The following is a 21,137-nucleotide window of genomic DNA, read 5'->3' on the forward strand; positions in this document are numbered from 1 at the left end:
AAACCGTTTGCGGCCGTAAATTTTATAGCGCGGATACCAAAGCCGGATCCCATTCGCCGGGAACCTGAAACGCTTTCCGGTACCATCCAATCCCTGCCGGAAAGTATCCGCCTGCACCCCCGGTCGGATTTTTGGGATTTATTTTCCCCTCAATACTCCAATCGTGTGGTAAGTCGAGCTTTCGCCAATTGTTATCATTGAAATCTTTTGTTTTCGCTTCAGGTACATCGCCTAAAAAGAATTTCCAGCTGTAGTCAAATAGTTGTTTCCGTTCAATACTGCCACCAGCACCATTTCTTCCTATCGAAGTACTGTCGTTGAATGCTTTCGAGGTAGTCACAGCATAACCTGATGACTGGTAAAAAATTGTTGCGACTAACGTAACTACTATCCTTGCAATTGTTTTCATGTGTTATAATCTTTACCTGGTGATCACATCTACTTCGGCATATCCGGCATTATTGTTACCGCCCGCCTCACGCACGGCACGAAGCTTTATGTAACGGGCTTTCACGGGCGTAAAACTACTGACCTGCCACAGGGGATTATTTTTGATATTCGGAAATTCTCCCTCATCTACCTGTTTCCACGCTGTATTGTCAGGCGAAACAAAAAACTGATACTTTGAAATTGCGCCGTTGGTGCTGCCCTGGTCTGGCAGATATTTAAACCCGGAAAGGTTTTGCTCACTCCCCAAATCGATTACCAGGTCAATAGGCATTTTCTTGTCGTTACTTTGATGCCAGGCAGTAGATGGGTTACCATCCAGTATGGCATTTGCCTTTTCATCGTTTACCCCGGTAATCTTCCAGTTCTTCCGGGAAATATCAAATTTTTCCCGTGACACAGGGCTACTTTTACCAGTAGCTGGTTCACAGGCGATGGCACTTATCTCCAATTTCCCGTCTGATTGAAAAGGGCCTGTGTACTTTTTTGATTTAGAAGTAGGGTGCCCGCCGCCGGATATGTAATAAACAACCGACTCTGCATCTGCCGGCGTTATGGTTATTTCCCCGGACTGATTTCTGGTAATAGAAGGTGCAGCGAGAATCTGGGGAGCATTATAAATGCCGATATTGGAAATTACAGGGCAGCTTTTCGAACCGGTAACAGTAAAGCGGACTTTCGTGGCTTTTACGCCAGGGAAGCGGAGAATACGCTTATACCCGATAGTTGTTGCGCTTGCCAGTTCTTTCCAGTTTCCATCAACAAGCGCTTCTACTGTGAATGCTTTCACACGTTGTCCTAACGGGATATATTCCTGTACCAGGAAGCGGTTGAAGGTAGTTGGTTTACCCAAATCTATTGTCAGTGAGGCGTTGTTTACTTCATCGTCAGTTGCCCAGTAGGTATCCTTGTCATCGTCAATCGCCATAGCCGGACCAAACTCCTTTGCATTTCCACGAGCATTTGATGCTTCTGCTTTCTTATTTACAGCAAGATTTACGGCAAATGCTTCCTTTACGGCTTTCGCTAATCCAAGTGCTGCTTTTTCGTCGTTTGGATGAATCAGGCCATTAGGCATTATCGGGAAGTTAAGCAGCAGCGAACCGTTGCGTCCTATGGAGTGATAGTAAGTTTCCAATAACCGGGGAACTGTTTTCACCTGGCCGTCTTCGTGTGGATGATAGAACCATTCCGGTCTTATAGAGGTATTTACTTCAGCAGGTACCCATGAATCCCCGTTTTCTAAACCATGATGCAACATATTCCATTCAACCTCACCTTTAGCGTTTAATAAACTCCAGTTCGTTTCACCCACCCAACCCCCTTCGGTTCCTACCCAGCGCAGATCACCCCTATCGCCGCCATCGTTCCATATTACACAATCAGGCTGCAGCTTGCGGATCAGCTTATAGGTGTTCTGCCAGTCGTAGTATGTGGTACGGTCGATGGTACGGGTTTCATTGGCGCCGCCATAAAATCCGGAACCACCGTTAGCTCCGTCGAACCACACTTCAAAAATTGGTCCGTAGTTGGTAAGCAACTCCGTAAGCTGATTTCTGAAGTAGTTGATATACTCAGGCTTTCCATAATCCGGGTGATTTCTGTCCCACGGCGACAAATATATTCCCAACTTCAGGCCGTATTCTTTACAGGCTTCGGCCATTTCCCGGACTACATCACCCTTACCATTTTTCCAGGGCGCATTTTTTACGGAGTACTCCGTATATTTTGACGGCCACAGGCAAAATCCGCAGTGATGTTTTGCGGTCAGTATTATTCCTTTCATACCGGCTTCCTTGCATATACGGGCCCACTGACGGCAATCCAGCTTTTCCGGGTTAAATAGTTTAACATCTTCATTGCCAAATCCCCATGATTGGTCGGTGTAAGTGTTTAAGGAGAAATGAACAAAAGCGTAGTACTTCATTTCCTGCCATCGCATCTGATTTGCGGTTGGCACCGGACCAAACGGAGCGGGCGCTTTAGTCTGAGCATAGTTAATACTAATTGAACACAGGGAAAGAACGAGTCCATACAGCAAACACTTCATTGCACTAATGATTATATAGTTAATTATTTATTGCCTTCTAATTTACTTTAACAATCTTAAATGTTTTTAACCATTTTGTTCCTTCCACCCTCACTATATAAGTTCCTGGTTTCAGGGCTGCTCCCATTGTATTCAGATTTGATACTGACCTGCGCGCTATCATTTCCACCTGCTTTCCCATGATGTCAAATATGAGAATACGGTCTACCTCACCTGGTTTATCCACCGATAGTCTGAATGTTGATGTAAATGGATTTGGATATAATGATACCTCCGTATCAGATGGCTCAGTTATCTTCCCGGATGACGAAGTATCTATGGCTACTGATTTTCTTGCCTGTGCAACCGGTGCTATGGTCCAGAACTGGTTATAACTGCTGCTTTCCGACCATTGACCTGCATCTGAACCATTGGCAGTTTGGCCCAAACCGTCGAGGTATAGCCCTGTAGCACGGTTTTTCAGCTTGATATAACTCCCTGAAGTAATCTGTTGCCATTGCTGGTTATAACTGCTGCCATTACTCCATTGACCCGCCACAGCCCCATTGGTGGTGCTGCCCATGCCATCGAGATACAGACCCGAAGCGCGGTTCTTTAGCTTCACATAGCTACCTGTTGTTTCCGCGGACCATTGCTGTGCATCACTGCCGCTGTTGCTCCATTGCCCCGCATTGGATCCATCGGAATACCTGTACATGCCATCCAACTGTAATCCGGTGGCACGGTTAGCCAGCGTAAAGTAAGTTGCAGGAGCGGTGGTTTTAACCAGCAGAATGGCCGTAGTAGAAAGAGCCGGCACAGTTATGGCAAGTGAATTTGAATTTACCGCCACTGTATTTTCATTCAGCGCATTTTGTGTGTGCGAGATAAAAGTTTCCTGAGCCGGTAAAGATGATAACTGTAATGTTTTGTAATTTCCATTAGCAACCGTGAAATTACTCAGGTTAATGGTAACAGTGCGGGAAGCAGTCCTGTCGCGGTTTACCAGCATTACCGTCAAAGAGTCGGCATTTTCATTTACCGAGGAGTAAGCAGATACCGTATTTTCGAGTGAAGAAGTGCTTGAAACACTATATTTTTTCGCATTTCTGCTAAAGAGATGCAATGTTTCCCACATGCCGACAGACCAGTTCCACGGAGAAAAGAATTCAACACCATTGTTCGCAAATGTACCAAGATGCGACGCATATATAACAGATTCAAGGCTTGGGTTGCTGCTCGACATGGTGCCCCATTCACTTATACCACATGTTATGCCATGGTTGGCCCCAAAATGTTCAGTTAACCAACCGTCGATACGCTTGAAAATATATTGTTTTGTAAGTGAGGCATCCCATCCGCCGGTGCTTGTTCTGATACCATTTGAACCCGGATAATCATACGTAGTATCATAATAAATCCGGTGTCCCTGCAGTGCGGCAGCATCGTCATTATTATACCAGGGGTAGTTGTGAATATCTACCACATCTACCAGTTTGATACCGGTTGCCTTATACTCATCCCCAAGGCGTTTTATAAAATACTCAATCCAGGAATAATACCTGCCGTTTATGTACAGGCTTTCATCTGACCATTTATACCATTGCCATTCAGAGGTAGCAACAGGTCCGCAAAGTTTGATGCCTGGATATAAAGCTTTCGCTTTCTTTGCTAATTCTATGTAGTGATCCATAAAAACAGCGGCCGACACTTGTGTTGGCATAGCATAGTCATGTGTGCCACTCCATATATCTACTTCATTGTCCATATTCCAGTATAAAAACTGGTTTTTGTTCAGGCCTAAACCACCGGCTCCAAACCAATGATTAAGAATACCCGCAGCAGAGTCGGCAGGCCATGGCTGTGTAAACAAATCAATATTCCCTTCCACTAACGCCTTCCCCGAAGGATTCTGCGTATTGGGTACGCCACCACCTGCTAAATTCTGGCCAACCCCGGCCCAGTACTGGGCTTGGTTGAAAGACCAATCATCGAAGTTGTTATTGGTATTTGATGCAACCCTGCCCATTAATTGAAAGGCAAACATCCCCTGCATGCCGGGATAATTGGCCGCAATGTTTTGTGCATATGCATCCCAATCGGTGCCATAAACATTATTATACCAGTCGGGATGGACCGTAATTTTCTTTCGCCAGTTATAACCTGTTGCATTATTACCTCCATTCATACGGGAGAATTGTAAACCGGCATCCTTGTAAAATTGCGCTGGTTTGTCAAAGGTTTGGTTCCGGCCATATATGTATGGAGAAATCAATCGTTTGTTTTGAGCAGAATTAACCGAAATAGTAACGTTCTGTGCAACGGCTGTATAAAGGATGATGTGGCACAACAAAAACAAAAGGGTTTTCTTGATCATTGATTTTGTTTTTATTAATTGTTTGCAATCATTACAGTTTGATAATATCCAGGAAGAAAACATCGTTCTCACGAATCTGCAACTCTTTCACAAAAGGAGTCCCGGCTTTCACAGTAACGATTTCCCTGGTAACGGGCGAACCATCATTTTGTCTTTTAATTTGCTCAACTTGTTGCTTTGTAAGTTGTGCCGGCTTCCCTATGGAGAGATAAGCAGAATAGGCATCGTTGCTGTGGTAACCTACTTTATACACTTCAAGGGCATAAGCACCATCAGGCACGTTTGCAATACTGACCTTCAATTTTCCTTTAGATTTTGAAGGGAGATCACGGACATAATATTGCTGGTTGTGTACGGAGTCGCCAGGATGGGTATTGGTAAAATCCCAAACCAACGCCTGCATATTTCCTGCCTGATCCCTGCATACCCATGAGGTGGAATCATTATTTACCAATTCAGTATTTTCAAGCCTGTTCAAAAACTGGTAGGCATAGAACACCGGTTTATTAATGCCTTGTGTGTTCAGCATGCCGAAGCCACCGTGAAACGGTGTAAAGCGGGGTCCGGGCTCTTCAAAAATATCAGTAAAAACCCAATACGACATAGAGTTGGCAGCGTTGCCTACCTGTTTTATTTTTTGCAATACATAGGCTGCTTCGTGGTAGCTGTCATGGATAGGATCGGCGGGGGTATAAGAAGCGCTCCACTCGGTGTAATGAAGTTCCAGATGAGGCATAGATGAACCGGCAATTTCCTTCCGCGATTGAAGTACTTCTCCACTAACGCTCATGGGATTTTTATCAAGTACGGTACCTGAGTTACCAAATTCATCGAGGTATCCCTGCTTTACGCCATAGGCATGCGTGCTTACAAAATCAATGGGCACATTATTCTTATGGCAGTATGCAATCATTTCGGGTTCCCATGCAGCTCCCGCTGTACCTGGTCCTCCAACGCGGTAGGATGAGTTAACACTTTTAATTGCTTTGGCACTGTAAGTGTATAATTTGAAATAGTCATCCTGCGTCCCTGCCCAAAAACCATCCAGGTTAGGCTCGTTCCAGACTTCGAAATACCAGGTTTTCACTTCCTCGGCGCCGTAACGTTCTGTGAAATGCCCGGTAAGGTCCCGTACCAATGCTGCCCATTTTTCATAATCCTTTGGAGGTGTTACGTTACCCCTCCACCAGAAGATTGTTTTGGAACCACTGGCCAATGCAGCAGGCATAAAGCCCAATTCAACAAAAGGCTTCATTCCGATACTATGTAAAAAATCGAATAAAACATCGATATAACTATAGTTGTAAACCGGGTTGCCCTTGTTATCTTCTGTGTATACAGCCATATCATCTGTTAATAGGCCGTGCATGCGAATATATCTGAAGCCGCATTCCTTTCTTACATATGCGAGCTGTTGTTGCCAGTCGGCCCGGAGCCCTTCGTTAGCGCGGCCTGCACCCACACACTCATTAAACATGGTATTGAGTTTTCCCGCTGTTTTATTGAAGTCGGTGTTAATGACCCGTTCCCCGATGGCTGGCTTCTTTTGTTTTGCCGTTTGGGCAACCAGTGTTCCTGCAATGGATAAAAGTAGGAGCATTAATAGCAATAAAATTCTTTTCATCTTCCAATATATTTACCTTTCTTACTACCGTTTAAAAATATGCCGGGAAAATAGATACAGGTTACGATCCCACTCAATGTTGTCATGCCCATTAGTATCTGCACTCCAAACGTGTGGGACAGCTATTTCGTCAAGATACTGATGGACCCTTTCACTAATCTGCCAAAGGCCGTCTTTATTACCGCATGCCACCCATAGCAGTTTCAACTTTTCCTGGGCAGCTTTAATATCCGGCACAAATTTGACATCTGTATACATACCACCGAACATATTCGTATTGGGCGCCGAAGAAAATCCACCTATATAGGCGAAAATTTCCAGATGATACAAACCTATATTTAACGACTGTCCTCCACCCATTGACAAACCCGCTATAGCACGATGTTCACGGTCACTGATAGTGTAATAATGTGAATCGATGTAAGGAATTATATCTTTCAATAAATCTTCTTCAAATGATTTTCTGTAACCTTCAAAACCATCGGCTCTCCCGGAACGGCTTGCTGTTGCCGTATCCGTCACTGTCAGCTTAGAATCGCAATTGGGGAAAACCAAAATTACCGGCTGAATTTTACTATCTGCAATCAGGTTATCTACAATGTTATCTGCCTGGCACCATTCAGTCCATTGACGATAGTCTGATCCCAAGCCATGCAACAGATACAGCACAGGATATTTCTTGTCAGCCGAATATCCCGGAGGCGTATATACACTCATTTCCCGGCGCTTTCCAAGCGTTTTTGAGTCGTATTGAACAACGGTTAATTTTCCGTGAGGTACATTATTACGCTGCACATTAAATCCGGCTGATGGATCAGGAAACGAGGTGATAGTGTCCGCGTTAAAAGAAACCTTGCCTGTTTGTGCCAGGCTGATATGACTGGCAACAATAAATACCATCAAAACAAATAAATACCTGTTACTCATTTCATACTTTTATAACGTTACTTTATTCGTTCCAAACCAATACGCCTGCTGGTTCCAATACTTTATCCCCGATCAATATTTTGGCTCCGGCCGGTATTTTCATTTCATAATTATCCGAAGAATAATTGACGGCCACATAAAAACCATCCCGCCAATAAACAAATACACCGGGAGGGTAACTCTCGGTGGTAGCGCCCGCGCTGGTATAGATCTCCTGCAATATGTTTGTCTCCAGTTTAGCATCATCGGTATCCACGCCGATATAGGTAACAGTGCCTTTACCGATTTTATGCTTCACTACTGCCGCTTTTCCTTTATAAAACTGGTTATCGAATGCCGCAAGAGTTGCTGCATTTTTATCAGGGACGAGTAAGTCGGCCCAGTTATTCCAACTGTAGTGGGTTGACCCCATAAGGATATCACCTTTGGCGCTTCCGGAAAGCATATCAGTCGCTTTTACCTGCGCTCCAATCAGCCCCGATATGGGAGCGGCCCATTCACCTTCCCAGAAATGGCCCATGCGATCTTTGGTGGCCGTGCGGCAGGTAATGATCAAATGGCCGCCGTTGGCTGTATATTCCCTCCATTTATGTACCAACGCACTATCCACCATTTCGTAGGCAGGAACAATCACAAATTTGTATTTCGACAAATCAGTGGTTTCCGGAATTACGTCTACCGGTGCGCCGAATGATTTTGCTATCTCCAGGAATTTAACCGGGTAATTCCAGGTATCCCATTGCCAGGTTTGTTTTTGCCGGTCAATCGTCCAGTAATTTTCCAGGTTCCAAAGGATTGCCGTTGAACGGGTCGCCAGTTTCTGAGGTATTGCAGTATTGGGTTTATATTGTTTTCTCAACTCTTTTATTTCCTTCATGAATTGCATGTACTCCTCGCCGCCCTGCGAAGGGGTTACGCCATCTGTTTTTATTACGCCGGCATGATACTGTTCCGCGCTATAATTAATCTGGCGGAAGCGGTAGGAGCAGGCCAGCTTTCCGCCTGCTGCGAAGGTGTGATAGAGCCACATACGTACGGTACCCGGCAAAAGCAGCGGGTTGTAGCTTCCCCAGTTTACAGGGCCGGGTTGAATTTCCATCACACCGGATACACCGCCAACTGATTTATAATATTCAGCAGCAAAAAGAATTACTTTACTATTTCCCAAGCGGAAGCCCTGGTCCCCTATATTATTGGTACCACCATTCGGATAGGCGGTATAAGTAGCAAAATCAAGTTTACCTGTACGCCTGGGATCTGCTCCTGTAGAAACGGCTGTATAATTAGTAGTGATATATTGATCTTTTGAGATGTGGTTCCGCAGTATGCCCGCCTGAAAATCGAGAAATTCACCCTGGGCATCTGCGCAGTAACGTTTAAAGTCAAGCAACGCATGAGGATTATTTCCCCACCAACCAACGAGGTTGGTATTTGGAATGATCACCTGGTCAAAATTATTGTACCACTGGCTCCAGAAGGCGGTTCCCCAGGCGCTGTTCAGTGCTTCAATTGTTTTGTATTTTTGTTGCAGCCATTGCCTGAATGCTTCCTGCGAAGACGGGCTGTAATCGGGTTTGGCATCAGGCTCATTATCAAGCTGCCAGCCAATCACGTTTTTATTTGTTCCATACCGTTTAGCCATTTCTGTTACAATGGTGGCTACAAACTTCCTGTAAGCGGGGTTAACGATTGATCCTAATCCACGTGTGCCCTGCTCCCCACGGATGTAATGGCCATCCATCACAAAAGTTTCCGGGTAATTTGCCCTCATCCAGGCAGGTGTAGTTGCGGAAGGGGTACACATCAGCACTTTCAGGTTGTATTTGGTACAGAGACCAATCACCTTGTCGAGCCACGAAAACTCAAATTTACCCTGTTCGGGTTCCATTTTAAACCAGGCAAATTCCGCCAGGTGCACAAATTCATAGCCCATGCCGGCAATCTTCTTTATATCCCGCTCCCATTGGTTTTCATTCCAATGCTCGGGATAATAATAAATGCCGGTGGTGATAAGATTTTTTTCAGGAAAGAAGTGGTTCACCTCCTGCGAGGTGGCATTCAATCCCGAAATTAAGATTGTTATAATAACAAGTAGCGAGCGTTTATTCATCTGTTGATCTATTTTACTTATTTACTACCAAGGTGTTCACCGATTTTGAAATATCATATTGGTTTCAACACCGCCGCAAAACCGCCGCGGCGAAGCATCTTAACCTCAACGGTACTGGATCTGTCCACCACCAAATACTGTGTTGTCAGCGCTTTATCGTGTATTCCATCCGTAATGAGTGTCAGCTTGTATTTAATTCCTTCCGGCAGGAAAGCGAAGCTGATCGTTTCCTTCTTCTCCCACTCCTCGCCATTCATGCCACCGATATACCATGCATCGTTTTTGCGGCGGGCAAGTATAATATCTTTACCAGGATAGCCACTAAGCAACCGAATATCGTCCCAGGCATTCGGAACTTCCTTTAAAAATGTTCTGGCGGCATCCGGTAATTCATGATAGCCTTCCGGACGATCGGCCAGGTGCTGAATCCCTGATTCAAACACAATACTGAGTGCCAGTTCATGTCCATAGGAGGTAATATGCGGGTATTGGGAATTGGTGAAGGTAACTGGTGTGTAATCCATTGGACCCACCACGTTGCGGGTAAAAGGCAGCGTGGTATTATGTTCTGGCGCAGCGGGTGTAAAATCCGGGACATTGTTGTACCATTCAGCGCCGCGTACTGCCTCGTATGTCATCAGGTTCGGATAGGTTCTTGTCCAGCCCCGTGGCACCAGGCAACCGTGAAAATATACCATCATTTGAAATTGAGCCGCATCTTCCAGGATGTCGAGATAATATTTGATCATGTCCTGCTTCTCGCTTTCAAAGAAGTCGACTTTGATGCCTGCAACGCCCAATTTCCTCAACTTCGTAAATTCTTCCACCCGGCTTTCATGCGTCAACAATTTGTCGCGGGGAGTTGAGGTAACGCCGGTATGAGGGCCACCTGAATTGTACCACATCAATGGCTTCACTCCTTTTGAATGAATGTATTGAAGGGCATCTTCCAGGCGTCCGCCATTGCTCATCGCATCCCATTCCCAATCGAGCAACGTATAAGGCCAGTTCATCTCGGCTGCCAGGTCGGCAAATGCACAAACAATTTTATAGTCCTTTGTGCCATGGTTACTTGACCAATAGTTCCAGGAGGCGATTCCCGGTTTAATCCAGCCGGTATTTTTTACAACAGACGAGGCAGACACATCATCTACCAAAGTAGAGGCTACTATATCAGCAAGGGTACCTGTAATCATCACCCGCCAGGGCGATTTCCACGGCAACGTGATCGTAGGCTGCGATGCTCCCAGTCCCTGTCCATCCCGCGGATCCGGGAAAGTAAGTTTGTATGTTGCTTCATCAGCGGCATTGCTGAGTTTAGTGCCGCAATAAGTACTGTTTACATCTGCTTCATGCAGCAGGAACCAGCAGGAATTATCCTTTAACTTAAAAAGTGCCGGGTAACACCATTCCTGTTGCTGCACTTTGTTATCGCTCATGGAAGTGTACAACCATTCATTGGCAGTATTCCATTTTTCCATCCAGCGGGTTGTTTCCTTTGGAATGGTGTAAGCAGTCAGTTCATCCTTTACAACAAACGTACCCTGCTTCTCCGGAAATTCATAACGGAAAGCAATGCCATCGTTATACACCCTGATAACAATATTCAATTTTGCTTTGGAAGGATTCTCAAAAGAAACCATCACTTCATTGGCAGCATTGGTACAAACGGATTTCTTACCATGCAACGCATTGTATTGCTCCCGGATCAAAATGGGTTTACCTGCTTTGAGGAATTTCAGTTCTTTTGAAAAATCCTGATCACTGCGCGACAGCCCTAAATCAATATGCGGAACAACTTCCGAAACCTTCCCGTTGTTATGGTAAGACGCTTTGATGTACCAGCTCCCAATATCACTATTTTGTACTGAAAACAGTTCAACACTGATTTTCCTATCCGGCGATTGCACCGTTGTCCTTTGTGCAAATAACGACAGAGAGCTAAGAGAAAAAAGGACAACGGAAACAACCGCAAATTTCATATTCAACATTTCTTCGTTTAAATTTTATTTACCGCCAGCAACAAGGGCATCAATAGTGCGTTTATCCAGTACTGTGTTATTACGTCTGTCTAAAGCACCCCCTGTATCCCAGAAAAAAGGTTTAATACCATTGGCTATTGCCTGTTTGGTTACATAAGTCAACCAATAATCCACGGCATCGTTGTGGGTAGCCAGATCTTTGGGAACGTTATTACTCCCGCCGCGTCTGTAAGCGCCATACTCGCCCATTATAACAGGGATTTGTTTGTCGACGAACTTGGTTTTCATCTTGCCAAAGGCGGTGTTTACGTCACCTTCCTCTCCCCAGGTGGAATTCCGGTCAGGTTCAATGGTAGAATGATGTCCTGCCCCCCAGTAGTAAAACATTTTACCCCAGGATGCATCGCCTTCCAATAAACAGAACTGGAACGGTGTATAATAATGTATTTCCACCATCATGCGATCTTTCACGGCGTCTGTGGGAAGTGTGTTCATCAGGGTATTGGTTTTATCAATATCCGTTGACGGCCCCTGTACCACCAACACCCTGTAGCTGTTGCGTCCACCGGTGGATCGAACGGCATTGATGAAGGTTTGATGATAGCTGGTGAGTATGTCCATCTGCTCCGCAGTTTCAGCAGGAGGCTCATTAGCGCTGGCAAACATCACGTGCTCATCAAAATCACGCATGGTGGTCGCAATTTGCTCCCAGAATGCTTTTTGTTTGGCATTGACAGAATCCTTTTTTGCACTGTTAATATTGGCATCCAGCCAGCCACCATCCCAGTGGATGTTGAGTAAAACATACATATCGTTGTTAACACAATATTGAACCACCTCTTTTACGCGGTTCAGCCAGGCATCCTGGATCTTGGCAGTAGTTTTGTCTGAATACTGGTTCCATGAAACTGGCAGGCGGATGGCAGTAAATCCCTGCTGTTTTACAGCCTGTACATAGCTTTCGCTGATCAGAGGATTTCCCCAGGCGGTTTCCCCGCCAATAGCTTCCAGGGTATTGCCAATGTTCCAGCCCAGTTTAAATTTAGCGGCCAATTGCACAGCGTTACTTACCATGCCTGTTGAATTAGCCGGCGCAGGCGAGACATTGTAACCCGGATAAATACCGCTGGCCTGCGTTACTTTAACCCTGCGCACCTGGCTACTTCCGGCATTCACCTCCAGCACCACCGACCGGGGCGCACCGGTGGTATTGGGTACAGTAGTCAACCGGATGGCAGCCTTGCTATTACCGGTCGACTGACTTACCTGCAGCCAGGAAGAAGCGGGATTATTAATATTCCAATTTACATTACTGGCAATGGTTACATTGGAAGTGCCACCATCTGGCTGAAAAATAACTTCAGATAAAGAAACCGACAATTCCGGCGTAACCGTGCTCTTTTTACTACAGTATGTAAACATTACCGCGGAAACCATTAGTCCGATAAGTCCATACAAATTTCTGGTTTTCATAATCATGATATTTGGTTAAAATTTATTGGTACTATTTTATTTTTACTACCCTGATATTATCTACAGCCGCTTGTAAACCGGAAGCAGAAGGAGAAGCAGAAAAGTTTTTGGTATGAATATTTACAGATCCCTTGGCCGAGCTGCCCAGCAAAGTGGTCAGATCGGCAGCTGCGCTACCTTTGCCTTCATTAGTCCTGAATGTGGATAACGGAATGGTGACTGTATGCCAACCCTTTGTCTTAAAGGGGATAACAGTGCCATCAGCGCCCTGCCACGGCTCATAGCGGGCCATATAGTCAAATGAGTTACCTCTTAGTACATAAATAGAGGTGCCTGACCATGCGGCGGGGACATTGATCTCAAACTTAACGGCATATTGATCAATAGGAACGCTTAAACTGTCAACAGGGATCCACTGTACGTCGTTGGTATTTATACTCCGTTGCCAGTTCCACCAGCTACCCTCGCCGGCAGGCAGAACATCATTATTTAACACTGCATAACTGCCCCTGTTGCCGGGAAAATTAACACTGCTGTTATCTGTACCGGTACCCCAACTGAAAGTATTTACATTATCAAAATTACAGAGCGCGCCGGTTGTGGGATCGTTTACATTAAAGGTGGTGGAAGCGTTACCAGATTTTGTGTTGATCACTACCGGCCCGCCTTGCGAAAGCGTTGGCAGTACAAACCCGATGGCCGTACCATCGTCGGCTGTACTATAATCGGTAATTGGTGTACCGGCAAAAGTCAGTTCATTTATAAAAAACAAATTTAGCCCATAGATATAAACGGAATCACCTGTGTTGGCATTTTCGTTGGAAATGCTGGTAATAGAAGGTGGTGGCGCCACAATGCCGAATGTAAAAGTGGTGGACCCGTGCCGGGTCACATAGCGGATCGTATTCAAACTTTCTGCCGGCACCGATGGGAATGGTATCACAGCTGGTACCAGCACGGCAGCACTGGTATCTGAAAACATGATGCTATTGATATTAGCGGGTACGCCGTTGAAAGAGATCTGCACAGCATCCTGCAGATTATGCCCCACCAGCACCACCCATTGCCCGGTAGTGAGGGAATTGACAAGCGTATCAGCAGGAGAAGCTGCATAATTTCTAACGCTGGTGATAACAGGAGCTGCTTCAGTTACATCTTTCTTGCAAGCAGATTGCATTAGTGCAAAAACAGCAGCAAGTGCAAAAAACGGTAACCTCCAATAGCGCTGGTTGAATATTATTTTATTCACGGTATAATGTTTTTAGTGGTTCTTAATAATATGACACCGGAGGTTCCAGCAATTTCGGGTTGGCGGTTACCTCAGAAGAAGGTATTGGGAATGTGAAACTTTGAATGGTGGCAGGCGTAATAATACCATATGGATCTCCGGGTGTTATAACACCATTTGAAATGGTAAATGGTGCCCGCCTTTCTCCATTTAATTTGCTGATGGCCTTGACCGGGTTATAATAAGATAGTCTAACCAGGTCGGTCCAATATTGCCCTTCTCCCGCCAGTTCAATTCTTCTCTCATTAATGACGGAGTCCATATCTATTCTGGGAGCAGGAGCCATCCCAGCCCTTGTACGAACCTGGTTAAAGTAGAGCAGCGCATCGCCGTCGGCACTCGAAGCACTGTTACCAAGTATTGATTCAGCATAAATGAGATAAACATCCGCCAGTCTTAATAAAGCATTATGCTCTGTAGAGGAAGTCAGGGTCATAGTTGGCGCACTGTTATCCTTGTTGGTTCCGATAATGTGCTTTTTCAACCCGGAGCTACCTGTATATTTAAATCCTCCGCCTGCTGCATTCAACTCGGGGTAATAGTCGCCGTTAATCATAAAAGTGGCTTTACGCCTTATGGAATCCTTTGTTTGATAAAGCTGGTACATATCAATGGTCGGACTAATAGCAAACCAGCCTGCTGAGCCATTGGCAGATATTTCCACACCTCCCGGAGAATAGACCTGCAACATATTTCCTTCCAGCCAACCTCCTCCCGGCGCCCACTGCAATGCAAACAATGACTCCGGATTGTCGTTAAACTGGGTTTTGAACAGGTCGGCGTAATTTTTTACCAGCGCGAGGCCGCTCTTCTTACACACATTTCCGGCGTATTTCTTTGCACTGTCCAGGTAAGCCTGGTTCCTCGTGCCTCCCTGCTGATTTAACCCGGCTACTGTCAGATAAACCTTGCTTAACATCCCTTGTGCCGACCAGGTAGTTACCCTTCCGGCAGCATCAGCAGCGGGGAGATGGCTGGCTGCAAAGGTGAGGTCATTGATCGCGAATTTATATACGTCTTCCGTTTTTACACGGTTGATCAACGGAGATACAATCAGTTCGCTGTTATCTTCAATAACGGGTACCGCGCCCCATAATATCGCCAGGTTATAATAGGCAAATCCACGTATAAAACGGGCTTCAGCAATAGCCGCATTTTTGTCCTTGTCAGGAATGGAAGCCGGCGCCTTTTGTGTGATGGCATTAATCGTAACATTACAGTGCGCAATGATATTATACATCCCTTTCCAGTTGGAAATCATGATGCCGTTTAATCCGGTAACTGTGAAAGTATTCAACTGCACGGCATCTCCCCAGTAACCAACCGCCATATTTCCACTCAGCACATCGCCTACAGGCAAATAACAATTGTAGTTCCAGTCAGCCCAGGGCGTACCAGCATATAATGCAGCTGTTGCCAACCTGAGATCACCAGCCGATTGATAAAAATTATCCGCACTTATCTGCGACAGGGGCGGACGATCCAAAAAACTTTTGGAGCATCCTGTTATAGCTATCGTAGCTATCAGGAAGACAATTATTTTATCCAATATTGATCTCATAACTATTTATATTAACAGATGAATATTTTATTTAGTCAGTTTAATGTTCGCACCAATGGTAAACACGCGGGGCTGCGGATAAAAGCCGCCATCAACACCAGCGCTCAGCGGGTCCCACGATCCGATCTCCGGGTCCATTCCCTTATAGTTTGTAATCATAAAGGCGTTTGAAACATTGAAATAAACTCTCAGGTATTTGATGCTGGCTTTACTGATCAGCTTTTCGGGGAAGGTATATCCCAAAGAAATATTCTTACATCTCAAAAAACTCCCATCTTCTACAAACTTGTCAGAATTCCTGTTATTATCATTGGTATTATCATTCCTGATTCCGACAATTCTTGTTTCAGGGTTAGTTACCTGTATATTATTAATATCAGTGGCGCTGCCTTTCGGGTCAATCAGGGTTAATTTCGCATAGTCGTTTAACGCCTTGAAATAACCAAAGCTGGTACCCGGAAATTCTCCATTTACGCGAAGCTGGTTAAATACTTTATTGCCAACGTTGGCCGCAAAAAATATATTCAAATCCACATTCTTATAGGAGAAGGTATTGTTGAAACCAATCTGGTATTTAGGTATGGGGGAACCGAGGTAGGTTTGATCAGATTCATTTATAACGCCGTCACCATTAAAATCCTTGAATTTCAGATCACCGTACCAGATGCTTCCACCGGCAGCTCCTACCGACAGTGGCACACCATTTTTAGTGGGCAATGCGTGCGTTTCAAAGTCTTTTCTCGTAGCAAACACACCTCCGTCAATAACATAGCCGTAAAACTCGCCGATAGATCTGCCCACTGCAGTTTTGCTGTACTGCCTGTTCAGTGAAGCGCCATCCGTATTGAGTTTAAGCACTTCATTGATATTGCGGGAAACTGTCACATCTGTTTTCCAGGTAAAATTTTTGGTTTTAATACTGGTTGAACTGATCCTGAAATCAAAGCCCTTGTTATTAACAGTACCTACATTGACATACGGAGCTTCCATTGCGCCTGGCGAGTAACCAATCGCCGTTCCGGAATACAGCGGTAAAGGGATCTGCAAAACAAGACCATCGGTTTTGCGGTTATAAAAATCAACGGAGAAATTCAATCTCCAGTTAAAAAGTGTTCCTTCCAGCCCGATGTTGGCATATTTTGTTTTTTCCCATTGTACATAAGGATTTCCCACATTCTGGGTAAGCTGGGCGATGCCCGTTAGCCCGGTAGCCACCGTAGCCAGTGTGGAGGTATAGGCATAATCCCGGATGTTCTGGTTATTTGTTAACCCATACCCCAGGCGCAGTTTCAATTCATTAATATCTTTAACAGACTGCAGAAAATTTTCCTTATTCAATTTCCAGGCAAATGCTCCTGAGTAGGTATTCACCCAGCGGTTTTCAGGGGCAAACTTTGAAGAGCCGTCTGCCCGGAGATTGGCAGTAAACAGGTACTTATCGTTGATGCCAAAATTGATACGGCCAAAGTACGATTCCTGGGCGCTTTGCCCTTTGGAGCCGCTATTGGTGGCGGTGGTTGGATCACCGCTGCTGATTACCTGCACATTATTTGAAGGGAAATTTGTTCTTGCTGCAGAAGAACCTTCATTTGTACCGAGTTGCGCTTCATGACCCAGTAACACATTTACATTGTATTTATCTTTAAACAGATGTGAGTAGGTAAGGAAGTTCCTGATGGTGGTAAACAAATTTTGCGAAAAATTATAAGACCCGCTGTTGGTATTATTTTTTACAAGACCAAATGTATAGGTAGGATTAAACCGGTCTTCCGTTGCCATGGAAAAACTTCCTGTTGCTTCATTCCGGAGGGTGAGATCTTTGGTAAAAGCAATTTCTGCATATAAATTACCATAAAGCTGGTTTCTTTTTGCCTCGTCTTTATTAATGAGGGCGATCGCATACGGGTTCACGGTACTGTTCACCCATCCATTCGGGTTATAGGCTCCGCCCCAGCTGCCATCCTCATTCTTTACGGCGATATCCGGCGTCTGGCTTAGTGCGGTATTAATTACATTGGAGCTGGTTGAATTTACATTCTCCTTGATATTCACCAGTTGGAGGCTGGTACCGATCTTTAACCAATTGGTTGTTTTATTATCGAGATTCAACCTTAATGAAATCCTCCGGAAATTGGATCCAAGCGCGATACCCTCCTGGTTAAAATAGGAACCCGACAGCAGGTATTGTGTTCTTGTATCTCCCCCGCTAATGGATAAGGTATGATTAGACATCGGGGCATTTCTGAAAAGCTCTTTCTGCCAGTTGGTCCCTTCGCCCAGGTATTTTGGATTTACAAATTCAGGCCGGGTGTCAAATCCCCATCCTAACCCTGTATTCCTCTCATTTATAAAGGTTGCATATTCTCTTAAATTCATTACAGGTAACCTTTTAGGTATTTGCTGGTAGCCTGTATACATTTCATAAGAAATGCTTGGCGGAGCGACCTGCCCCCTTTTGGTGGTGATTACTATTACGCCATTTGTTGCCTGTGAACCATAAATCGCTGTTGCAGATGCGTCTTTCAATACATCAATGGTTTCAATTTCAGAAGGATTGATACCTGCCAATGGATTCACACCTGCGCCCAATGTGGCGGTGCTGCCAATAATGATCCCATCTATTACATACATAGGCGAACCTCCTCCAAAAGAAGACAAGCCACGGATCTGTATCGATACAGCTCCACCTGGTTGACCTGATATTTGCTGAACCACTAACCCCGGCACCTTACCCTGCAAAGCCTGGTCAAAGGTTACCGGTTGTGTTTTACGGATCTCGTCACCGGAAACAGAAGATATGGCACCGGTAACATCCGGCCGTTTTACTTTGCCGTACCCGATTACCACCACATCCTCCAGTTGTGAAATATTCTCAGCCATTTCTACTTCAAGGGAAGCAGTTTTAGCCACCACTTCTTTTTTCTGGTAACCTATCATTGAAATTACCAATGTACTCCCCGGGGAAGCATCGATCGTAAACTTTCCCGCTCCATCAGTAATAGTGAAGTGGCTGGTGTTTTTTAAGGTAACAGTGGCGCCTGGAATGGGGGAATTACTTTTACTGATGATTCTACCACTTATTTTTATTGTTTGCGCAGAGAGGTTTAGGGTGGAAAGGAATCCCAAAAGAATACCCAATAGCGGTAGTATTCGCAAGCGAATCATTTTGGTTGAATTCATTTTTCTAATTTTAACGTGGGTAGATGATGATCCTCGCAGTTGTTTTCAGCGAGGATGATGTTTCATAAGGCCGGAACATTCGTGACAGGAGCCATGCAATCGATAAGTGCCAGTTCTTTTTCAGCAGCTTTCGTTGTTTCCAATAGTCACTTTCTACTGTACTGGGTGACGACCTCAAGTTGAAAAGCCTGAGGTGAAGGACTAAGTAAAGGGATTGAAAAGGTAGACAGGTGGTCAGGATCTGCAACGTAGGCAGAAGGACTTGCTAATAAGTCTCCATACGAGACATAGGCCGGCAAGTTAAGTGGCAGCAATTGTAGTTTCATATACGTGGATTGAATATTGTAAAGCTATTGTTATGTTCTCTGAATCAAGGGGGTCATTTGATTCAACCAGGAGGCCCAAATGTTACAATTCGTTGAATATCACTAGCAACTGTCAATAAACCAGGGAAAACCGGGGCCACTATGTTGCATTCATCCAACATCCGCATTGTCTCCCTGCCCGGTTCTCCTGATAATTAATTAGAACGGCCCTGGCTCATTACCAACCCGCGTTTTGTTTCAATACGTTATCCGATAAAGTGATTTGTGTATAAGGTATCTGCACCAGCCCCTTTGTTTCGATTACCTTCGATGCTAAAATGGTTTTGGTGGTATTCACGCCGCCATTTTGAACGGTCACCGACTCCGCAATGGCTGAGGCAGCAACATTGATGCCCTGGCGAAGAAGATCCCAGTAACGGATTCCTTCTCCCGCAAATTCAAGTCTTCTTTCATTTATAATATTTGCCTTGCTAACCGGAACCTGGACAAAGCTGGTACCCAATGCCCGTCTCCGCACATCATCAAAGTAGTTCTGTGCCCCACCGGCGCCTAATTCGGCCGCCATTAACAAAACATCCGCGTAGCGGATAGACACATAATCCTGGTACTGGCTGATCATGAAGCTCGCGCCCCCCATTTTTTCAGCAAGACTTCTTCCTGCCTCATCCGCCATCGGGGTATATTTTTTAATGCAGTAGCCTGTATACTCCCGTTGATCCTTTATGTTCTGAAAATTGAGCCCTTCATCCACTATTGAAATGATAGAGGCGCTTCTCCGGCTGTCACCGGCAGGGAAAGCATTCCAAAGTTTCGGGTTTACAGTGGCTCCGCCCCAGCCCATCCCATACGGATAAATGCTCTGAACGCGAATACCGAATAACACCATCCATTGGTTACCATCCACGTTTCCATTCCAATCGCTGGTAAAAGTGTATTTGATGGCAAACACCGTTTCCTTATTATCCTCTCCTACGTAATTGTTAAGAGAGGCAGCGGGCCATAAATTGGCAAATTTGTCTACCAACCCAAATCCTCCATTACTGATAACATCCTCCAGGTAAGCAAGCGCCTGCGATTTTGAAACAGTTCCCACCAGGTCGGCTTTATTGTAATAACCGGTATAGCAAAGGAACACACGGCCAAGCAGCGATTCTGCCGCCCATTTGGTTATCCGCCCACGGCTGGAGGGATCCTGAACGCCATAGCTGGTGGCAGGAAGATTGGAAGCTGCAAATACCAGGTCGTCGGCAATAAGTTTATAAACGCTGTCGGGGCTCGCCTGAGGTACATTATCCGTAGTAGGCTTTGTAATCAACGGAATATTGCCCCATAATCTGACCATATCAAAATAACAATAGGCACGTATAAACCTTGTTTCCGCTTCATACGTTCTGCGCAAACTGTCATTGCCTTTCCAATCCACCCCGTCAAGATGCGACAGAAGCATATTGGCGCGATAGATCGCCTTGTAATACAGGTTCCAGGTGTCTCCAAACATATTTTCATCAGAAGGTGAACGGAGTTTATCAAATTCGTCCATCATCTGATAACCAAACCCGTCGGCATTACCGGTGCCTCCAAATGCTTCGTCAGACATGATGGCAGACGCAACAGGAAAAGCAACGCCGCTTGCCCACACACGCTGTAATCCATCATACACGCCTACCAATGCCTTCCAGGCATCGTTCGGTGTTTTATAAAAGTTCTGCTCGGTAGCAGACGTTACATCTTCTGAGTCCAGAAAGTCCTTGTTACAGGCTATCAACGACAACAGCGCAGTAACCAGCATATAAAATTTTAAGTTTTTCATCGC

General features: G+C 45.2%; 12 protein-coding genes. All 12 read right to left on the bottom strand.

Annotation, left to right across the window (positions count from 1 at the left end; all coding sequences use genetic code 11):
* Positions 1-22: 22 nt before the first annotated feature.
* On the bottom strand, positions 23-409 hold the full coding sequence (locus tag QFZ48_RS05710) for a hypothetical protein (RefSeq protein WP_429045065.1): 387 nt from the start codon (positions 407-409) through the stop codon (positions 23-25).
* Positions 410-421: 12 nt separating this feature from the next.
* Positions 422-2,389, bottom strand: a complete 1,968-nt coding sequence (locus QFZ48_RS05715) for a discoidin domain-containing protein (RefSeq protein ID WP_429045063.1) — start codon at positions 2,387-2,389, stop codon at positions 422-424.
* A 145-nt stretch (positions 2,390-2,534) separates the two neighbouring features.
* A complete protein-coding gene (locus tag QFZ48_RS05720; RefSeq protein WP_429045061.1) occupies positions 2,535-4,853 on the bottom strand; it encodes an RICIN domain-containing protein in 2,319 nt (772 codons plus the stop codon).
* A gap of 31 nt (positions 4,854-4,884) precedes the next feature.
* Positions 4,885-6,477, bottom strand: a complete 1,593-nt coding sequence (locus QFZ48_RS05725; protein ID WP_429061520.1) for a GH39 family glycosyl hydrolase — start codon at positions 6,475-6,477, stop codon at positions 4,885-4,887.
* Between the two features lie 24 nt (positions 6,478-6,501).
* Entirely contained in the window at positions 6,502-7,404 is a 903-nt protein-coding gene (locus tag QFZ48_RS05730; RefSeq protein ID WP_429061522.1) for an alpha/beta hydrolase, read from the bottom strand.
* 22 nt (positions 7,405-7,426) lie between these two features.
* Positions 7,427-9,514, bottom strand: coding sequence for a beta-galactosidase (locus QFZ48_RS05735; RefSeq protein ID WP_429061524.1), 2,088 nt, complete (start codon positions 9,512-9,514; stop codon positions 7,427-7,429).
* Between the two features lie 53 nt (positions 9,515-9,567).
* Complete coding sequence (locus QFZ48_RS05740; protein WP_429061526.1) at positions 9,568-11,496, bottom strand: glycoside hydrolase family 97 catalytic domain-containing protein; 1,929 nt, start codon at positions 11,494-11,496, stop codon at positions 9,568-9,570.
* A 24-nt stretch (positions 11,497-11,520) separates the two neighbouring features.
* On the bottom strand, positions 11,521-12,969 hold the full coding sequence (locus QFZ48_RS05745; protein WP_429061528.1) for a cellulase family glycosylhydrolase: 1,449 nt from the start codon (positions 12,967-12,969) through the stop codon (positions 11,521-11,523).
* 31 nt (positions 12,970-13,000) lie between these two features.
* Complete coding sequence (locus QFZ48_RS05750; RefSeq protein WP_429045051.1) at positions 13,001-14,218, bottom strand: glycan-binding surface protein; 1,218 nt, start codon at positions 14,216-14,218, stop codon at positions 13,001-13,003.
* A gap of 22 nt (positions 14,219-14,240) precedes the next feature.
* A complete protein-coding gene (locus QFZ48_RS05755; RefSeq protein ID WP_429061530.1) occupies positions 14,241-15,818 on the bottom strand; it encodes a RagB/SusD family nutrient uptake outer membrane protein in 1,578 nt (525 codons plus the stop codon).
* 27 nt (positions 15,819-15,845) lie between these two features.
* The gene (locus tag QFZ48_RS05760; RefSeq protein WP_429061532.1) at positions 15,846-18,974 is read right to left on the bottom strand and encodes a SusC/RagA family TonB-linked outer membrane protein; all 3,129 of its coding nucleotides are present in this window, start codon (positions 18,972-18,974) and stop codon (positions 15,846-15,848) included.
* Positions 18,975-19,541: 567 nt separating this feature from the next.
* Positions 19,542-21,134 carry a RagB/SusD family nutrient uptake outer membrane protein gene (locus QFZ48_RS05765; protein ID WP_429061534.1) on the bottom strand — a complete coding sequence of 531 codons (1,593 nt, stop codon included), beginning with the start codon at positions 21,132-21,134 and terminating at the stop codon, positions 19,542-19,544.
* Positions 21,135-21,137 lie beyond the last annotated feature (3 nt).

The sequence above is a fragment of the Chitinophaga sp. W2I13 genome (assembly GCF_050434005.1).
GTDB lineage: Bacteria > Bacteroidota > Bacteroidia > Chitinophagales > Chitinophagaceae > Chitinophaga.

What these genes read in the sequence shown, in the direction of transcription:
- QFZ48_RS05755 (WP_429061530.1), bottom strand. Translation starts at nt 15,818, where the DNA reads ATGAGATCAATATTGGATAAAATAATTGTCTTCCTGATAGCTACGATA.
- QFZ48_RS05765 (WP_429061534.1), bottom strand. Translation starts at nt 21,134, where the DNA reads ATGAAAAACTTAAAATTTTATATGCTGGTTACTGCGCTGTTGTCGTTG.
- QFZ48_RS05740 (WP_429061526.1), bottom strand. Translation starts at nt 11,496, where the DNA reads ATGAAATTTGCGGTTGTTTCCGTTGTCCTTTTTTCTCTTAGCTCTCTG.
- QFZ48_RS05715 (WP_429045063.1), bottom strand. Translation starts at nt 2,389, where the DNA reads ATGCGATGGCAGGAAATGAAGTACTACGCTTTTGTTCATTTCTCCTTA.
- QFZ48_RS05745 (WP_429061528.1), bottom strand. Translation starts at nt 12,969, where the DNA reads ATGAAAACCAGAAATTTGTATGGACTTATCGGACTAATGGTTTCCGCG.
- QFZ48_RS05735 (WP_429061524.1), bottom strand. Translation starts at nt 9,514, where the DNA reads ATGAATAAACGCTCGCTACTTGTTATTATAACAATCTTAATTTCGGGA.
- QFZ48_RS05730 (WP_429061522.1), bottom strand. Translation starts at nt 7,404, where the DNA reads ATGAGTAACAGGTATTTATTTGTTTTGATGGTATTTATTGTTGCCAGT.
- QFZ48_RS05720 (WP_429045061.1), bottom strand. Translation starts at nt 4,853, where the DNA reads ATGATCAAGAAAACCCTTTTGTTTTTGTTGTGCCACATCATCCTTTAT.
- QFZ48_RS05725 (WP_429061520.1), bottom strand. Translation starts at nt 6,477, where the DNA reads ATGAAAAGAATTTTATTGCTATTAATGCTCCTACTTTTATCCATTGCA.
- QFZ48_RS05710 (WP_429045065.1), bottom strand. Translation starts at nt 409, where the DNA reads ATGAAAACAATTGCAAGGATAGTAGTTACGTTAGTCGCAACAATTTTT.